This window comes from Limnohabitans rimovensis (SeqCode), assembly GCF_965234775.1.
Lineage (GTDB): Bacteria > Pseudomonadota > Gammaproteobacteria > Burkholderiales > Burkholderiaceae_C > Limnohabitans > Limnohabitans rimovensis.
The window spans coordinates 233,804-249,102 of sequence record NZ_OZ248566.1 but is presented as its reverse complement, the minus strand read 5'-3'; the positions used below and the strand labels follow the sequence as shown (position 1 = coordinate 249,102).

Annotated in this window: 14 protein-coding genes; 5 read left to right on the top strand and 9 right to left on the bottom strand. The window is 60.4% G+C overall.

The features are described from left to right. Positions 1 to 34: 34 nt before the first annotated feature. Genes AC8GFZ_RS10035 through AC8GFZ_RS10020 form a run of 4 tightly spaced genes read right to left on the bottom strand, consistent with a single transcriptional unit; the run spans position 35 to position 4,755 of the window. The gene (locus AC8GFZ_RS10035; RefSeq protein WP_506644741.1) at positions 35 to 1,171 is read right to left on the bottom strand and encodes a BMP family ABC transporter substrate-binding protein; all 1,137 of its coding nucleotides are present in this window, start codon (positions 1,169 to 1,171) and stop codon (positions 35 to 37) included. Between the two features lie 37 nt (positions 1,172 to 1,208). Next, a complete protein-coding gene (locus AC8GFZ_RS10030) occupies positions 1,209 to 2,129 on the bottom strand; it encodes an ABC transporter permease (protein WP_506644740.1) in 921 nt (306 codons plus the stop codon). Next, positions 2,129 to 3,196, bottom strand: coding sequence for an ABC transporter permease (locus tag AC8GFZ_RS10025; RefSeq protein ID WP_506645108.1), 1,068 nt, complete (start codon positions 3,194 to 3,196; stop codon positions 2,129 to 2,131). The genes AC8GFZ_RS10030 and AC8GFZ_RS10025 overlap by 1 nt, the downstream gene beginning before the upstream one ends. Further along, a complete protein-coding gene (locus tag AC8GFZ_RS10020) occupies positions 3,193 to 4,755 on the bottom strand; it encodes an ABC transporter ATP-binding protein (protein ID WP_506644739.1) in 1,563 nt (520 codons plus the stop codon). Before AC8GFZ_RS10020 ends, AC8GFZ_RS10025 begins: the two co-directional genes overlap by 4 nt. A 105-nt stretch (positions 4,756 to 4,860) precedes the next feature. On the opposite strand from AC8GFZ_RS10020, the gene AC8GFZ_RS10015 reads away from it, so the two are divergent. The 3 genes from AC8GFZ_RS10015 to AC8GFZ_RS10005 all read left to right on the top strand — a co-directional run bounded on the left by AC8GFZ_RS10015 (position 4,861) and on the right by AC8GFZ_RS10005 (position 7,239). Further along, complete coding sequence (locus tag AC8GFZ_RS10015) at positions 4,861 to 6,291, top strand: 8-oxoguanine deaminase (protein WP_506644738.1); 1,431 nt, start codon at positions 4,861 to 4,863, stop codon at positions 6,289 to 6,291. Between the two features lie 374 nt (positions 6,292 to 6,665). Continuing rightward, positions 6,666 to 6,947 (top strand): type II toxin-antitoxin system RelB/DinJ family antitoxin, encoded by a 282-nt coding sequence (locus tag AC8GFZ_RS10010; protein WP_506644737.1) that lies wholly within the window; start codon positions 6,666 to 6,668, stop codon positions 6,945 to 6,947. After that, positions 6,925 to 7,239, top strand: a complete 315-nt coding sequence (locus tag AC8GFZ_RS10005) for a type II toxin-antitoxin system YafQ family toxin (protein ID WP_506644736.1) — start codon at positions 6,925 to 6,927, stop codon at positions 7,237 to 7,239. The genes AC8GFZ_RS10010 and AC8GFZ_RS10005 overlap by 23 nt, the downstream gene beginning before the upstream one ends. An 87-nt stretch (positions 7,240 to 7,326) precedes the next feature. On the opposite strand, the gene AC8GFZ_RS10000 is transcribed toward AC8GFZ_RS10005, so the two are convergent. Both AC8GFZ_RS10000 and xdhC read right to left on the bottom strand, forming a co-directional pair. Beyond that, positions 7,327 to 8,538, bottom strand: coding sequence for a urate hydroxylase PuuD (locus AC8GFZ_RS10000; protein ID WP_506644735.1), 1,212 nt, complete (start codon positions 8,536 to 8,538; stop codon positions 7,327 to 7,329). Positions 8,539 to 8,668: 130 nt separating this feature from the next. Further along, positions 8,669 to 9,490, bottom strand: a complete 822-nt coding sequence (gene xdhC / locus AC8GFZ_RS09995; protein WP_506644734.1) for a xanthine dehydrogenase accessory protein XdhC — start codon at positions 9,488 to 9,490, stop codon at positions 8,669 to 8,671. Between the two features lie 206 nt (positions 9,491 to 9,696). Between xdhC and AC8GFZ_RS09990 the strand changes: the two genes are divergently transcribed. After that, entirely contained in the window at positions 9,697 to 10,167 is a 471-nt protein-coding gene (locus AC8GFZ_RS09990) for a hypothetical protein (protein WP_506644733.1), read from the top strand. 60 nt (positions 10,168 to 10,227) lie between these two features. Here the strand turns inward: AC8GFZ_RS09990 and xdhB are convergent, their stop codons facing one another. The 3 genes from xdhB to uraH form a co-directional block, all read right to left on the bottom strand. Then, a complete protein-coding gene (gene xdhB, locus AC8GFZ_RS09985) occupies positions 10,228 to 12,594 on the bottom strand; it encodes a xanthine dehydrogenase molybdopterin binding subunit (RefSeq protein ID WP_506644732.1) in 2,367 nt (788 codons plus the stop codon). A gap of 2 nt (positions 12,595 to 12,596) precedes the next feature. Then, complete coding sequence (gene xdhA, locus AC8GFZ_RS09980; RefSeq protein ID WP_506644731.1) at positions 12,597 to 14,072, bottom strand: xanthine dehydrogenase small subunit; 1,476 nt, start codon at positions 14,070 to 14,072, stop codon at positions 12,597 to 12,599. Positions 14,073 to 14,181: 109 nt separating this feature from the next. After that, positions 14,182 to 14,535: a hydroxyisourate hydrolase gene (gene uraH / locus AC8GFZ_RS09975; RefSeq protein ID WP_506644730.1), complete on the bottom strand. Its 354-nt coding sequence runs from the start codon at positions 14,533 to 14,535 to the stop codon at positions 14,182 to 14,184. A gap of 78 nt (positions 14,536 to 14,613) precedes the next feature. Here uraH and AC8GFZ_RS09970 point away from each other — a divergent pair, with 78 nt between their 5' ends. Beyond that, the gene (locus AC8GFZ_RS09970) at positions 14,614 to 15,285 is read left to right on the top strand and encodes a GntR family transcriptional regulator (protein WP_506644729.1); all 672 of its coding nucleotides are present in this window, start codon (positions 14,614 to 14,616) and stop codon (positions 15,283 to 15,285) included. The last annotated feature ends 14 nt before the right edge of the window (positions 15,286 to 15,299 follow it).

The window sequence follows — 15,299 nt, the reverse complement described above, 5'->3', positions numbered from 1 at the left end:
TTGCGGCGGTTTTTTTCATCAGCAACCGGTTGGTTTACTTTTTGTCGCCACCCGGTACTTTGCCTTCCACGCCTTTGACGTAGAAGTTCAAGCCGCCCAAGAACTTGTCATCGGCTGCATCACCCTTTTTCAAAACCTCTTTGCCCGTGTTGTCAACAATCGGGCCTTTCCAAATCACAAAGCTGCCGTCTTTCAATCCCGCTTTGATCTCAGCCACTTTGGCCTTGATGTCGGCAGGCACGTCTTCAGCAATGGAGACGATGTCGATCGCGCCTTCTTTCACGCCCCACCACACGCCAGCACCACCGGTCCACTTGCCTTCCAAGGCCTCGCGGGTGGCTTTGCTGTAGTAAGGCGTCCAGTTGATGATGGCCGAAGCCAAGTGGGCTTTGGGGCCGTAGGCGGTCATGTCCGAGTCCCAGCCAAACGCGCGCTTGCCTTTTTCTTCGGCGGTTTTGAGCACTGCGGCTGAATCGGTGTTTTGGAACAGCACATCGGCACCGCCATTGATCAATGAAGTCGCGGCTTCGGTCTCTTTGGGCGGGTTGAACCACTCGTTGACCCACACCACCTTGGTTTTGATTTTGGGGTTGACCGATTGCGCACCCAGGGTGAAGGAGTTGATGTTGCGCACCACCTCAGGGATGGGAATGGAGGCCACCACACCCAAGGTGTTGTTCTTGGTCATCTTGCCTGCGATCACACCCGCCATGTAAGCACCCTCATAGGTGCGGCTGTCATAGGTGCGCATGTTTTCAGCTTGTTTGTAGCCGGTGGCGTGCTCGAACTTGATGTCCTTGTGATCGGCTGCCACTTTGAGCATGGGTTCCATATAGCCAAAGGTGGTGCCAAAAATCAGCTTGTTGCCCTGGCTGGCCATGTCGCGGATGACGCGTTCAGCGTCGGCCGACTCGGGCACGTTCTCAACGAACGAGGTTTTGATCTTGTCGCCAAACTCAGCCTCGATGGCCTTGCGCGCGTTGTCATGTGCAAACGTCCAGCCGCCGTCGCCCACAGGACCGACATAGGCGAAGGCGATTTTCAGGGGTTCGGGCTTGGGCGCCTCCACCACTTTGGGTTCTTCTTTTTTGCCACAAGCCACCAACACGGCCGCAGCCACGGTGCCCAAGGCCAGGGTTTTCAACCAAGAACGTTTGCTCACATGCGTCATGAAATTTCCTTTGATGAACGAAAAAAAACAAGGGGCATTATGAGCCCGGTGTGAAGGATTTGCCAAGCGAGGCCGGCATATTGGCTTTGATCCAGATGGGGTTTTTCGAAATCAAGGCCAGCACCACAATGGTGGCCAGATAAGGCCACATGCTCAAAAACTGGCTGGGTATTTCCCAGCCACTGGCTTGCAGGTGAAACTGCAGCATGGTCACCCCACCAAACAAATACGCGCCCCACAAAACGCGCGCAGCACGCCAGGTGGCAAAAGTGGTCAGGGCCAAGGCGATCCAGCCCTTGCCCGCCACCATGCCCTCGACCCACAAGGGGGTGTAAATGATGGACAAATACGCGCCCGACAAACCGCACAAAGCGCCACCAGCGATGACCGCTGCCATGCGGATGCGCCGCACCGGGTGGCCCAAGGCATGCGCCGATTGGGGCGACTCGCCCACCGCACGAAGCACCAAACCAGTGCGCGTATGCTCAAACCACCACATTAAAAACAGGGTTAATCCGATCACGGCGTACACCATGGGGTGGTGCTTGAACAACGCGTCCCCCAGCCACGGGACATCGCTCAACCATGGCACGGCGTAACTTTGGCGCTCGGGCACTTTGGCTTGCACATACGACACCCCCACAAAGGCCGACAAACCCGTGCCGAGCAAACTCAGCGCCAAACCGGTGGCATAAGGGTTGGTGTTGAGGCCCACCACCAAGGCACCAAAGACAGCAGCCATCAGCGCGCCAGCCAACATGCCCGCGGCAAAACCCAGGGCATCGCTGCCGGTGTGCACCACGGTGGCAAAGCCTGCAATCGCTGCGCACAACATCATGCCCTCGGCCCCGAGGTTAACGACACCGGCTTTTTCATTGATGAGCAGGCCCAAGGCCGCCAAAGCCAGCACCGTGCCGGCTTGCAGGGTGGCCGCCAGCAGCAGCGCGTAGGTCTCCATCAGGCTGTCCCCCTGGCGGCAGGCACCCAGCGCACGCGCTGATGGATCAGCACATCGCAGGTGAGCAAACAAAACAACAGCAAGCCCTGGAACACCCCCGTGAGCGATTTGGGCAAGCCCAAGCGCGACTGCGCCAACTCACCCCCGATGTAGAACATGCTCATCAGCAGCGCCGAAAACACCATGCCCACCGGGTGCAAGCGGCCCACAAACGCCACGATGATGGCGGCAAAGCCATAGCCTGCAGGCACATACGGCGTGAGTTGGCCAATCGGGCCTGCCACCTCCAAGCCACCAGCCAAACCCGCCGCACCACCCGAGACCAGTAAAGCCACCCACAGCGATTGGCGAGAAGAAAAGCCCGCGTAACGCGCTGCCATCGGGGCCAAGCCGCCAACTTGCTGCGCCCAACCTGCGCGGGTTCGAAACAAAAACACCCACAAGGCCAGCACGCCCACCAGGGACAGCACCATGCCCCAATGCACGCGCGAGCCGCTCATCAATCGCGGGATGCGGGTCGCCGCATCAAAGGTTTGGGTTTGCGGAAAGTTGTAGCCTGCCGGGTCTTTCCAGGGCCCAAACACCAAATAACCCAAGACCTGAACCGCCACGTACACCAGCATCAGGCTGACCAAAATTTCGTTGGCGTGAAAGCGCTCACGCAACCAGGCCACGCACGCCGCCCACAGCATGCCGCCCAGCACCCCGGCCACGATCACCCATACCCAGGCACCAGCCACCCCAGCCAACTGCAAAGCCACCCCGGATGCGGCAATCGCCCCCATCACGTACTGACCCTCGGCCCCAATGTTCCACACATTGGCGCGAAAGCACAGCGCCAAACCCAGTGCGATGATGAGCAACGGTGTGGCCTTGACCACCAACTCCCCCAGGGCATAAGGGCTTTTGATCGGCTCCCAAAAAAACACCCGCAAGGCCGCAACGGGGTCTTTGCCCAACGCAGCAAACAGCATCACCCCCAACACCACCGTCAAGGCCAGGGCCAAAAAGGGCGCAGCCCAGGTCCATGCGGTTGAAGGCAATGCACGGGGCTCCAAACGAATCATGCGGCCCCCGCCAATGCAGCGCTGGCTTGTGGCGGCCACAGACCACTCATCCAACTGCCGATCAGTGCCACGTCGGCTTGATCACGCTCCACACGCGGTGACAAACGGCCTTGTGCCATCACATGCAAGCCGTCGCACAGTTCAAACAATTCATCGAGCTCTTCGCTGACCACCAGCACCGCACAACCGGCCTCGCGCAAGCCCAAAATGGCCGCGCGGATGTGGGCCGCCGCGCCCACGTCCACCCCCCAGGTGGGCTGCGACAACAACAGCACCCGCGGTTGTGCATCGATCTCGCGCCCGACGATGAACTTTTGCAAATTACCGCCCGACAAAGATTGGGCCAGGGCTTGTGGCCCACTGGCCTTGACACGGTAACGCTCGATCACCGCTTGCGCTTGGGCGCGCAACGCGCGCAAATGAATCCAGCCCCAGCGCCCCACCGCCTCTTGTCGGGTGAGCAACAGGTTGTGCGCCAAGTCCATGCCCGGCACAGCACCGCGTCCCAATCGTTCATCGGGCACAAAGTGCAAACCCAAAGCGCGCCGCGCCGCAGGCGACCAGTTGCCAACGGCTTGCCCGTCAAGCGCCATGGCTTGGGCTTTGGCGCGGCAGTCCTCGCCCGACAAAGCGGCCAACAGCTCGCGCTGCCCATTGCCCGATACACCAGCAATGCCCAACACTTCTCCAGCGCGCAATCTGAAATTCACCCCATGGATGTCCACCCCAAAGGGCTCGCTGCGCGGCACATGCAGGTCCATCACCTGCATCACCACCGCGCCAGGTTTTTGGCGCTGGCGCTGCACGGTGGGTGGCTCGGCGCCAATCATGCGTTGGCTCAGCGACGCGTTGCTCTCCAGGCGCGGATCGCACTCCCCCGTGACGCGGCCAGCGCGCAACACCGTGCAGCGGGTGCACAAGGCACGGATTTCATGCAGTTTGTGGCTGATGTACAAAATGCTGCGACCCTCGGCAACCAATTGGCGCAAGACCACAAACAATTTGTCCACCGCTTGTGGGGTGAGCACCGAAGTGGGCTCGTCCAATATCAGCAGGCGCGGTTCGGTGAGCAGCGCGCGGATGATTTCCACCCTTTGCATCTCACCCACGCTCAAGGTGTGCACCGGCCGCTCGGGTTCGATGTCCAAACCGTATTGGGCAGCCTTCTCAACAATGCGCGCGCGCACCTGGGGCAAAGTCCATTGCGCATCCAAACCCAACCAAACGTTTTGTGCCACGCTCAAGCTGTCAAACAAGCTGAAGTGTTGAAACACCATGGCAATGCCCAACTGACGCGCCACTTGCGGATTGGCAATGCGCACCTCCTGGCCTTGGAACAAAATGCGTCCGGCATCGGGCTGGGTGGCCCCGTAAATCACCTTCATCAGGGTGGACTTGCCAGCGCCGTTTTCACCCAACACCGCATGGATTTCACCCGGCATCACGCGCAGTGAAACCGCATCATTGGCCACCACTGAGGGGTAACGCTTGGTGATGCCCTCCAGAGCCAACAAGGGCATGGGCGCGGTAGTGGGGGGAGGCGTCAAAGGGCTGGACATGGGTCGGTTGGACACGTGGTGGGTGAATATACCGCCTGGGCCCTGGCCCCGGTCCCAGCCCTGTGCCATGCGACACTTTGTCACCCACTGTTTTATGGATCAACCATGCCCAGTCTGCTCATCCACCAAGCCCAATGCATTGCCTCCCAGGACGACGCGGGCACCGAATGGCGCGACGCGTCCATTTGGGTGCGCGACGGGCGCATTCAAGCCGTTGTGAATGCGGCCGAAGTGCCCGCCGAATGGCTGAGCAGCGCCGACGAAGTCATCGATGCGCGCCGCCATGTCGTGGTGCCCGGCTTGGTCAACACCCACCACCACATGGTGCAAAGCCTGACCCGGGCCGTGCCTCAAGTGCAAAACGCCGAGCTGTTTGGCTGGCTACAAGGGCTTTACCCGATGTGGGCAGGCCTCACCCCCGAGATGGTGCGTGTCTCCAGCCAAGTCGCCATGGCCGAGTTGCTGCTCAGCGGTTGCACCACCAGCAGCGACCACCTCTACATCTACCCCAACGGCGTGCGCTTGGACGACAGCATCGAGGCCGCGCACACCATGGGCATGCGCTTCACCGCCACTCGCGGCAGCATGAGCGTGGGCCAGTCACAAGGCGGCTTGCCACCTGACAGCGTGGTGGAGAACGAAGCCTTCATCCTGAAAGAGACCCAGCGCTTGATCGAGACGCACCATGACGCCCGCTTTGGCGCCATGACCCATGTGGCCGTGGCCCCTTGTTCGCCCTTTAGCGTGAGCCAAGACCTGATGCGCACATCGGCCGAACTGGCCCGCGCCCACGGCGTGCGCCTGCACACCCACTTGGCAGAGAACGACCACGACATCGCCTATACGAAAGAAAAATTCAACTGCACGCCCGCCCAGTACGCGCAAGACCTGGGCTGGGTGGGCGAAGACGTTTGGCATGCCCATTGCGTCAAGCTGGACGAAGCCGGCACCTATTTGTTTGCCAAAACCCGCACCGGCATTGCCCACTGCCCGTGCAGCAATATGCGCTTGGCCAGCGGCATCTTGCCCTTGCGCAACATGCTCAACGCCGGCGTGCCCGTGGGTCTGGGCGTGGATGGCAGCGCCAGCAACGATGCGGGCCACTTGCTCAACGAAGCGCGCCAAGCCATGCTGCTCGCGCGCGTGGGCCGGGCGATGGACGCGCCGCGCCAAGAGCAAGGGCGCACCGTGTTTGGCTGCGACTTGGGACCCGCCGAAATGACCTCCCGCGACGCGCTTCACCTGGCCACCCGGGGGGGCGCCCAGGTGCTGGGGCGTGCACATGAAATTGGGCAAATCACCCCTGGCTTTTGCGCCGACATCGCGATGTTTCGCACCGACACCCTGAGCATGGCCGGTGCCGCCGTCCACGACCCAGTGGGCGCCCTGCTGCTGTGCGCCAGTGACAACGCCGACTTCACCATCGTCAACGGCCGTGTGGTGGTGCGCCAAGGGCAGCTGGCCACGGTGGACATGGGGCCCCTGATTGAGCGGCACAACCAGCTGGCCCAGACCTTGGCGGCTGGGTCCCATTGAGGGCATGACAGGCCCATGGGTTGGCCATCGGCACCTTTGTGATTTTGCTGTGGCCGGTGTTCACTTGGGCTTATCAACGCATCACCCAAACACGCGCTGTCTGAGTTTCATTATCTAAAAGCATCTTCATTGGGGTGGCAGTGGTCATGGGGATATGCAAGCTTGAGAATGCGGTATTGCGTTGTCGTACGGGCTGCCCCCTTTGAATATGGCGTTGAAAGGATTGAAATGAGCACCCTGACTGTGCGATTGACCGAGCGTGAAGAGCGCGATTTGCAATTGGCTTGCGAGCAAACAGGCAAAGCCAATCTACAAGAGACCTTGACAAAATCTCATTTGAGATACAAAATTCACGCAATCAAGCAGGGGGCCAGATGAGCGCACAAACTTCCATGCTCCACATCCGTGTGGACGACGACACCAAAGAGCAAGCCACGGTGGCTTTGTCTGCCATGGGTTTGTCCATGTCTGACGCAGTGCGTTTGTTTTTGCGCCGCGTGGTGATTGACCAAGCGTTTCCGCTAGAACTCAAAGTACCCAACGCCGAAACGCTGGCTGCGATGGAGGAGTCCCGCGCCATGATGGCCAAAGGCCGTGCGGGCTTTGCCACGGTTGACGAACTCTTGGCTGAACTTGAAAAAAACAGCCAAGCCTAAACGGGCAGATCCGCCTCGTTTAGCCAACTACACCAAAGTCTTTTTAAAGGATTGGCAGCGCTTGTCGCACTCGGGTCGGTACGACATGGCAAGGCTCAAAGAGGCCATGTTGCTGTTGATGGCCAACGATGCACCGCTGGGGCCCGAGTGGCTAGACCACCCCCTGAAAGGCGACTGGTCGGACCACCGCGAATGCCATATTGGCGGGGATTTTTTGTTGATTTACCAGGTGGTGGAGAACCGCATCCACTTCGTTCGGGCTGGTACTCACGCAGAGCTTTTCAGCAGTTGACTTGGGGTAACCACGTCGCTGCCAGTCTCTTGCTGATGGCGTTTTTCAAGCCACCGCCATATCCTGTCAGCGTCTAAAACACTCCCCTCAATCCGCCTTGGCCCCCGCCTGAAACCATCGCCCAATGGTGGCGCGTTCACCCTCGGTGATGCCGGTGGAATTGTTCATCGGCATTTGGCGGGTGACGACCACTTGTTGGTAGACGTTTTGCGCGTGTTGGCGAAGGGTGTCTGCGCTGTCCAAGCGGATGTTTTTCATTTGCACTTGCTCCCCATGGCAGGACACACAGTGCTGGGCAACGATGGTTTGCACTTGGGCCAAAGTGGCCACAGCGGGGGCGGCGCTGGGGGCTGCTGCGGGCGCTGGGCGCAGCCACACCACCACAGCGATGATGATGACCACCCCTGCTGCGGCAAACGGCCAAGGGTTGGCGGCGCGCTGGTGGTTCCAAGCGTGGCGCTGCACAAAAAACTGTCGAATGAGGGCGCCGGCCAACATCATGAGCAACAAGATGAGCCAGTGCTTTTCGTGGGTGTACAAAAAGCTGTAATGGTTGGACAACATGGCAAACAGCACCGGCAGGGTGAAGTAGGTGTTGTGCACACTGCGCTGCTTGCCGCGTTTGCCGTGGATGGCCATCTCCATCGGGTCATAGGTCTTGCCAGAGGTCATGGCGGCCACCACTTTTCGTTGGCCGGGAATGATCCAGAAAAACACATTCGCGCTCATGGCAGTGGCGATCATCGCGCCCACGATCAAAAAGGCCGCCCGACCGGCAAACAACTGGCAGGTGAGCCAACACGAAAAGGCGATCACGAGGAACATCAAGCCACCGACCCAGGCCTCGCCGTTTTCGCGAAACCCAAAGATGCGGGAGATGGCGTCGTAAACAAACCAAAACGCCACCAACAAACCCACGGCCGTGGCGCCAGCGGCCACTGGCGACCAGGCGAACAAAGACTGGTCGATCAAAAAAGTGCCCGCATTCCACAGGTAGAGCACGGTGAACAGGGCAAAACCACTCAGCCAGGTGCTGTAGCTTTCCCAGTAAAACCAATGCAAAGGGGTGTGGATTTTTTTCGGTGCCACCATGTACTTTTGCGGGTTGTAAAAGCCCCCGCCGTGCACCGCCCACATGGCGCCGTCAACGCCCTTTTCCAGCAAGTCGGGCGAATTCGGGCGCACCAGGTTGTTGTCCAAAAACACAAAGTAAAAGGATGACCCCACCCAGGCAATGGCGGTGATGACGTGCACCCACCTCAGCAAAAGGTTGGCCCAGTCTAAAAAGTATGTTTCCATGTCAATGTCTCGGTCAGCTCGGTGTGACGGTGTCACCCTCACCACTGCGGGCGCTGTGAGGGGGAGAACAGGTCGCGAACAAGGGTGAGGCCCCGCTCCGCTGCGACAGGAGTGGCAAGTGTATACAGTTTTAGCGCTGGAGCAACTGGGCGGCCACTGCGACTGCAATCACCTCGGGTTGTTTGCCCTCGATGCCCGGTATGCCAATCGGGCAGGTGACGCGGGCAAAGTCATCCGGGCCAAAGCCTTTGGCCTCCAAGCGATGGCGGAAAGTGGCCCATTTGGTGTCGCTGCCAATCAGGCCGATGTAGGGCAGGTCCTTGTGTTGGCGCGCACGCTGCAAACAAGCGGCCAAGATGTCGAGGTCTTCGGCATGGCTGAAGCTCATCATCAGCACATGGCAGCCAGCGGGCAAGTCCCACACGGCTTGCTGGACGGGATCGGAGTGTTCACAGCGCACATTGGCCGGCACTTGGGGCGGGAAGATTTCATCGCGGCTGTCCACCCACAGCACCGACATGGGCAAGCGACCCAGCACCTCGATCAAGGCCTTGCCCACATGACCGCCGCCAAACAAGGCCACGGCTTGGGCCTGCGCTTGGGTTTGCGCTTGCAAACGCGGCAGGTCGCTGGCGGTGATGCCCTCAAAACCCAGCACCACCACGCCCCCACAGCATTGGCCCAAGCTCGGGCCCAGGGCATAGCGGTGCTCAAACGACACCGGCGCAGACAAAGTCGCTTCGGCCGATGTCGACCCCGCCAAAGCGGCGCGGGCCAAGCGAATGGCCTCGTGCTCCAAATGCCCGCCGCCCACCGTGCCCACGATGGCGCTGGCAGTCACCGCCATCCAAGCGCCCTCCTCACGCGGGCCCGAACCCTGGACAGAACGCACGCTGACCCAGATGGCAGGCGCGGCTTGCAACATGGGGATCAAATCAGACAATGAATACAAAAGTTTCTCCGGGTTTGCCTTTGTGCCACAAAGGATGAAACAAGCGCACAGTATGGCGCACGCGCTCGTTTTGTTCTGTGAATGCCGTGCCCCTTGCGCACGCCAGAAGTTTGCAATCCATGAATATCTTGCACTTGCACCTGCATCACCGCCACTGGCGAACCCAACTGTTTTGGCCTGTCATGGCGTTGGCGTTGGCAGCTTGCGTGAGTCCCCCCCCCGTGGCCGTGGCCCCACCGGTGATCGAACCGCCCCACCGCCCTGAACCCGTGGTGATCGTGGCTCCCCCCAAACCAGTGCCACCGGTCATAGCGCCAGAACCGGCACCCGTGTTGGTGTCCAAAGCGCGCAGCGAACGAGAGTTTCGCAAAGATGCAGCGCGCCACATTTACGAACAAAACGCGCACCGGATCTACACCGGTCGGCTGCCGCCCTTGCTCAAGGCGGTGGGTGTGATGGATGTGGTGGTGGACCGGCGCGGCCATGTGCTGCGGGTGGAATGGCGACGGGCACCCAAACATGCACCCGATGTGATCAAAGAAATTGAGCGCACCGTGATGGCGGCTTCTCCCTACCCTGCCCCCATCCATTTGGGCCAAGCCACCTACACCGACACCTGGTTGTGGGACAAAAGCGGGCGCTTCCAACTCGACACCCTGACCGAAGGTCAGCGCTGAGCTTGCCCCCACCGCACTGCGGCGGTATGGGGGACTTGGGTCGCTGGCGCAAGCGCTGAATCAGGCGCTGAGTTGGGCGCGCACGCGCTCGCAGGCCAACAAAATGCGCTCGGGCGTTGCCGGTGCATCCATGTGCACCAGCACCTGGTGATTGGCACTGGCCGACACCGCGTCGCGCATCGCAAAGTAGGTGGACAACGCGAGCATCAGCGGAGGCTCACCGGTGGCCTTGCTTTTGAAGGGCGTGGCTTTGACGTTTTCGCCATCAAACAAACTGACCTTGAAATGCTCGGGCACATCGCCAGCCACCGGAATTTTGTAGGTGCTGGGCCCATGGGTGAGCAAGCGGCCTTTTTTGTCCCAAATGCACTCTTCCATGGTGAGCCAGCCCATGCCTTGCACATAGGCGCCTTCAATTTGGCCCTTGTCCACCGCTGGGTTGATGCTGCGGCCCACGTCGTGGACGATGTCCACCGCTTTGAGCCACCACTCGCCGGTGCGGGTGTCGATCTCCACCTCGGTCACTGCCGCGCCATAGCAAAAGTAATAAAACGCCTGGCCTTTCAGGGTTTGAAAGTCGTACTTGATTTCAGGCGTCATGTAAAACCCGGTGACGCTCAAACCCACGCGGTCTAGCCAGGCTTGCTTGGCCACTTTTTCCCAGGGCACCGACGCAGCGCCTTGGGCCGAACCGGCATGGGCCGCATGGCTGTGAAAACGCACTTCGCTGGCATCGCAGCCGAGCAAGCGCGCCGCCACCGGTGCCAAGCGGGCACGCATTTGGTCGCAGGCGTTGTTGATCGCCGCGCCATTGATGTCGGCCCCGCTGGACGCGGCCGTGGCCGAGGCGTTGGGCACTTTTTGCGTGTCGGTGGCGGTCACGCGCACGCTGGAGACGGAGATGCCCAAACCATCGGCGGCGACTTGGGCCATCTTGGTGTTCAGGCCCTGGCCCATTTCGGTGCCGCCGTGGTTGACGCTGACAGAGCCATCCATGTAAATGCTGATCACAGCGCCGCCTTGGTTCAGCATGGTGGCGGTGAAGCTGATGCCAAATTTCAAAGGCACCATGGCCAAGCCGCGCTTGCGTTGGCTGTGCTTGGCATTGAAGGCATTCACCGCTTCGCGCCGGGCGCGGTAGGCGGACTCGACCTCGAGTTGGTCGAGGACTTTGTCGCCAATCCAGTCTTCGATGCGCTGGCCATATTGGGTCATCAACGTAGACGGGTCGCCGGAGACCGCCGGGTCGCGGTACAAATTGATGCGGCGCACATCCAGCGGGTCTTTGCCCAAGGTGTTGGCGATTTGCTCCACCATGGTCTCGATGCCAAACATGCCTTGTGGCCCGCCAAACCCACGGAAAGCGGTGGCGCTTTGCATGTGTGTTTTGCAGCGGTGGCTCATGGCCTTCAAATGCGGGATGTGGTAGCAGTTGTCGATGTGCAGCAAAGCGCGGTCGTTGACCGGGCCAGAGTAGTCGGTGCTGTAGCCGCAGCGTGAATACAAGGTCACATCCAAACCCAAGATGCGGCCACTGTCGTCAAAGCCCACGTCGTAGTCGATTCGAAAGTCGTGGCGCTTGCCGGTGATCATCATGTCGTCGTCGCGGTTGACGCGCAGCTTGACAGGCTTTTGCAGCTTGTACGCGGCCAAGGCCGCGCTTTGGCTGAAGATGCTGGCATTGCCCTCTTTGCCACCAAAACCGCCGCCCATGCGGCGGCAAATCACTTCCACGTCATTGGTGGTCAGGTTCAAGGCCGCTGCGGCCTCGCGCTGGTTGCCATCCGGGTGCTGGGTGGACACATACAAAGTGAGTTGCCCGTCTTCGCGCGGCACAGCGTAAGTGATGTGCCCTTCCAGATAAAACTGCTCTTGCTGGCCACAATGGGTTTGGCCTTGCAAGCGGTGGGGCGCGCTGGCCAAAGCGGCGCTGGCGTCACCCCGGCTGATGCCCTTGGAAGGCATGACAAAACTTTGCTGCGCCATGGCGTCGTCGATGGTCAAAATGGCTGGCAATTCGCGCACAGCCACCTTGGCGCGGTTGGCGGCTTCGCGGGCATAAATCATTTCACGCGCCACCACCACGGCCACCGCCTGGCCCAAAAACTCCACCTTGCCATCGGCCAAAAACGGGTCGTCATGGACGATGGGCCCGCAGTTGTTTTCGCCGGGAATATCGCGGGCGGTGAACACCGCCACCACGCCGTGCTCGGCGAGCAAAGCGGCGCGGTCAATGCCCTCGCCGATCAGCTCGCCATGGGCCACTGGGGACTTGATCAGGGCGGCATACAAGGTACCGCGCAGCTCGGGGATGTCGTCGGTGTACACCGCCTCACCCGTGACGTGCAAATGGGCCGATTCGTGGATCAACTCTGTGCCTTGCACACCGGCAGGCAACAACTCGCGAAGGGTATTGGGTGCGTTCATGGTCAAGCCTCCACGGTTTGGTTGTCTTCAATGAATTGCAACACCAGGTTGCGCGCCACCAAGGCGCGATAGGCCCAACTGGCGCGCAAGCCGTCACGTGCGGTGAAGCTGGCGGCGATGGCCGTGTCCAAGGCGGCCGGTGTGACCGAAGCTGGCGCTTGGCCTTCCAGCACCGCTTCCAAGCGCGGCGCGCGGCAGGGTGACGGCGCCAAGCCGTTGTAAGCCAGTTGCACATTTTTGAGACGGCCGTTGACCAACTCAAAGCGCATGGCCGCGCAGGTGGCCGAAATGTCTTGCTCAAAGCGCTTGCTGATTTTGTGCGCCTTGAACACCTGTCCAGGCCGTGGTTTGGGGATCTCGACCGCCTCGATGAATTCGCCGGGCTGCAAAACGGTTTTTTTCTGGCCGGTGTAGAACTGCTCCAAGGACAGTGCGCGGGTTTTGCTGCCCCGGCGCAGGTGCAACACCGCCGACAAGGCCAGCAAGCAGGGCATGGAGTCGCCAATCGGTGAACCATTGGCGATGTTGCCCGCCAAGGTGGCGGTGGACCGAATGGGCGGTGAGCCAAAGCGGCGCAGCACCTCGGCAAAGTCGGGGTAGGCGTCTTTGATGAGGTTCATGGTGTCTTCCAAGGACACCGCAGCACCCACACGCCAAGCTTGGGGGCTGTCTTGCACTTGGCGCAGCTCGGTCACATTGCCCAAATAAACAATGTGGTCGGGCCGGGTGTATTGCTTGTTGACCTGCAGACCGATTTCGGTGCTGCCCGCCAGCAAAGTCGCTTGGGGGTGCTGGGTCAAATAGGCGGCCACCTCGGCCACGGTGGCGGGGGCCACAAACTCATTGCCCTTGCGGGTGCGCAGCACCGGCTGGGAGATGATTTCACCTTCTAAGCTCAGGGTGGGCACGCTGGCGCGGCGAATCTCTTGCAGCAGCGGCACATCGGCTTGGTCATCGAGTTTGAGCCCGGTGCCCTTTTGGCAGGCTTGCTCGGTGGCATCGATGATGGGTTTGTAGCCAGTGCAGCGGCACAGGTTGCCACTGAGGGCGTCGGTGATCTCCAAGCGCTGGGGTTGGGGCTTGATTTGCACCAGATTGACCAGGCTCATCACGATGCCGGGGGTGCAAAAGCCGCACTGCGAGCCGTGGCAGTCCACCATGGCCAGTTGCACTGGGTGCAAACTGCCATCGGTGCGCTTCAAGCTTTCAACGGTTTTGATCGATTTGCCATCCAGCGACGGCAGCAAATGGATGCAGCTGTTGATCGGGCGGTAATCCACGCCTTTGCCGCTGGCGTTGAGCTCGCCGACCATGACCACGCAAGCGCCGCAATCGCCTTCGGCGCAACCTTCTTTGGTGCCCGTGCGTTGAAGCTGCTCGCGCAGGTAATCTAAAACTGTGGTGGTGCGGCGCACACCCTTGGCTTCAACGATCTGGCCGTCGAGCACAAAGCGAACCGTGTTGGTGACAGGAAACATGGGATGGGGGTGTTGGGTTGAGGGGTTCAAGGCATTTTAGGGACAGCCGACAGCACGCCCCTGTCGCGCATGAAAAAAGTCTGGGGCCCCCCTAAAAGGCCGATTTGCCTCAGGAGCCCCGGTAGGTGGAATAAGCCCAGGGGCTGACCAGCAAAGGCACGTGGTAGTGGCTGCTGGCGTCGGCCACGCCAAAGTCAAGGCTCACTTGGTCTAAAAAGGCGGGTTCTGGCAGCGCCACACCCCGACCGGCGAAATAGGCTTTGACATCAAAAACCAGGCGGTAAATGCCTGCTTTCAAACTGTGGTTGTCGTACAAAGGGCCGTCGGGATTGCGCCCATCGGCATTCAGTACAAACCGCTTGACGAGCTGGGCTTGCCCGCCTTGGGTGGTGAACAAGGCCACACCCATGCCCGCCGCCGGGCAGCCGTGCATGGTGTCCAAAACATGTGTGCTCAATCCCATGGGCATTCCTTGGCGTTGGTCAAAATCAAAAGTGTATACAATTTTTTGAAATTTCAGATTGATAGCCATCCCCCTGCCATGCCCGACACCAGCACACCCACCGATCAAATCGTGGAAGGCCTGACCCGCGCCATCGTCGAGCACCGCTTGCAGCCCGGCGCCAAACTGGCCGAACAAAAGCTGGCCGACCACTACGGCGTGTCGCGCACCCTGGTGCGCCAAGCCCTGTTTCAGCTGTCGCAAAAGCGGCTGATCCAAATGGAGCCCGCACGCGGCGCATTTGTCGCCACCCCGTCGGTGAGCGAAGCGCGCCAGGTGTTTGGCGTGCGGCGCATGTTGGAGGCCGAAATGACCCGCGCTTTTGTGCGCGAATTACAACCAGCGTGGTTGAAAAGTTTGCAAGAGCACGTGGCCCAAGAGCGCGAAGCCATCGCCCAAGACAATGTGAGCGCCCGAACCGAGTTGCTCGGCGACTTTCATGTGCGCATGGCCGAGTTGATGGACAACCCAGTTTTGGCCGACATGCTCAACGACTTGATCTCGCGCTGCGCCCTGATCACCCTGATGTACCAAAGCGCCCACGCCGCGCGGCATTCGGCTGATGAGCACGCTGCCATCGTGCAAGCCATGGCGGCGCGCGACGAAAACTTGGCCGTGTCTTTGATGGCCGAGCACCTGCAACATGTGGAAGACAGCTTGATGTTTGAGCGCACCGTGCCCAGCAACGATGTGGCACAAGCCTTGCGCTGATGTCTGGCACTGAG

Excerpts from the sequence above, each read along its gene's own strand:
- AC8GFZ_RS10035 (WP_506644741.1), bottom strand. The coding sequence starts at position 1,171 with ATGACGCATGTGAGCAAACGTTCTTGGTTGAAAACCCTGGCCTTGGGC.
- AC8GFZ_RS10030 (WP_506644740.1), bottom strand. The coding sequence starts at position 2,129 with ATGGAGACCTACGCGCTGCTGCTGGCGGCCACCCTGCAAGCCGGCACG.
- AC8GFZ_RS10025 (WP_506645108.1), bottom strand. The coding sequence starts at position 3,196 with ATGATTCGTTTGGAGCCCCGTGCATTGCCTTCAACCGCATGGACCTGG.
- AC8GFZ_RS10020 (WP_506644739.1), bottom strand. The coding sequence starts at position 4,755 with ATGTCCAGCCCTTTGACGCCTCCCCCCACTACCGCGCCCATGCCCTTG.
- AC8GFZ_RS10015 (WP_506644738.1), top strand. The coding sequence starts at position 4,861 with ATGCCCAGTCTGCTCATCCACCAAGCCCAATGCATTGCCTCCCAGGAC.
- AC8GFZ_RS10010 (WP_506644737.1), top strand. The coding sequence starts at position 6,666 with ATGAGCGCACAAACTTCCATGCTCCACATCCGTGTGGACGACGACACC.
- AC8GFZ_RS10000 (WP_506644735.1), bottom strand. The coding sequence starts at position 8,538 with ATGGAAACATACTTTTTAGACTGGGCCAACCTTTTGCTGAGGTGGGTG.
- xdhB (WP_506644732.1), bottom strand. The coding sequence starts at position 12,594 with ATGAACGCACCCAATACCCTTCGCGAGTTGTTGCCTGCCGGTGTGCAA.
- xdhA (WP_506644731.1), bottom strand. The coding sequence starts at position 14,072 with ATGTTTCCTGTCACCAACACGGTTCGCTTTGTGCTCGACGGCCAGATC.
- uraH (WP_506644730.1), bottom strand. The coding sequence starts at position 14,535 with ATGGGATTGAGCACACATGTTTTGGACACCATGCACGGCTGCCCGGCG.
- AC8GFZ_RS09970 (WP_506644729.1), top strand. The coding sequence starts at position 14,614 with ATGCCCGACACCAGCACACCCACCGATCAAATCGTGGAAGGCCTGACC.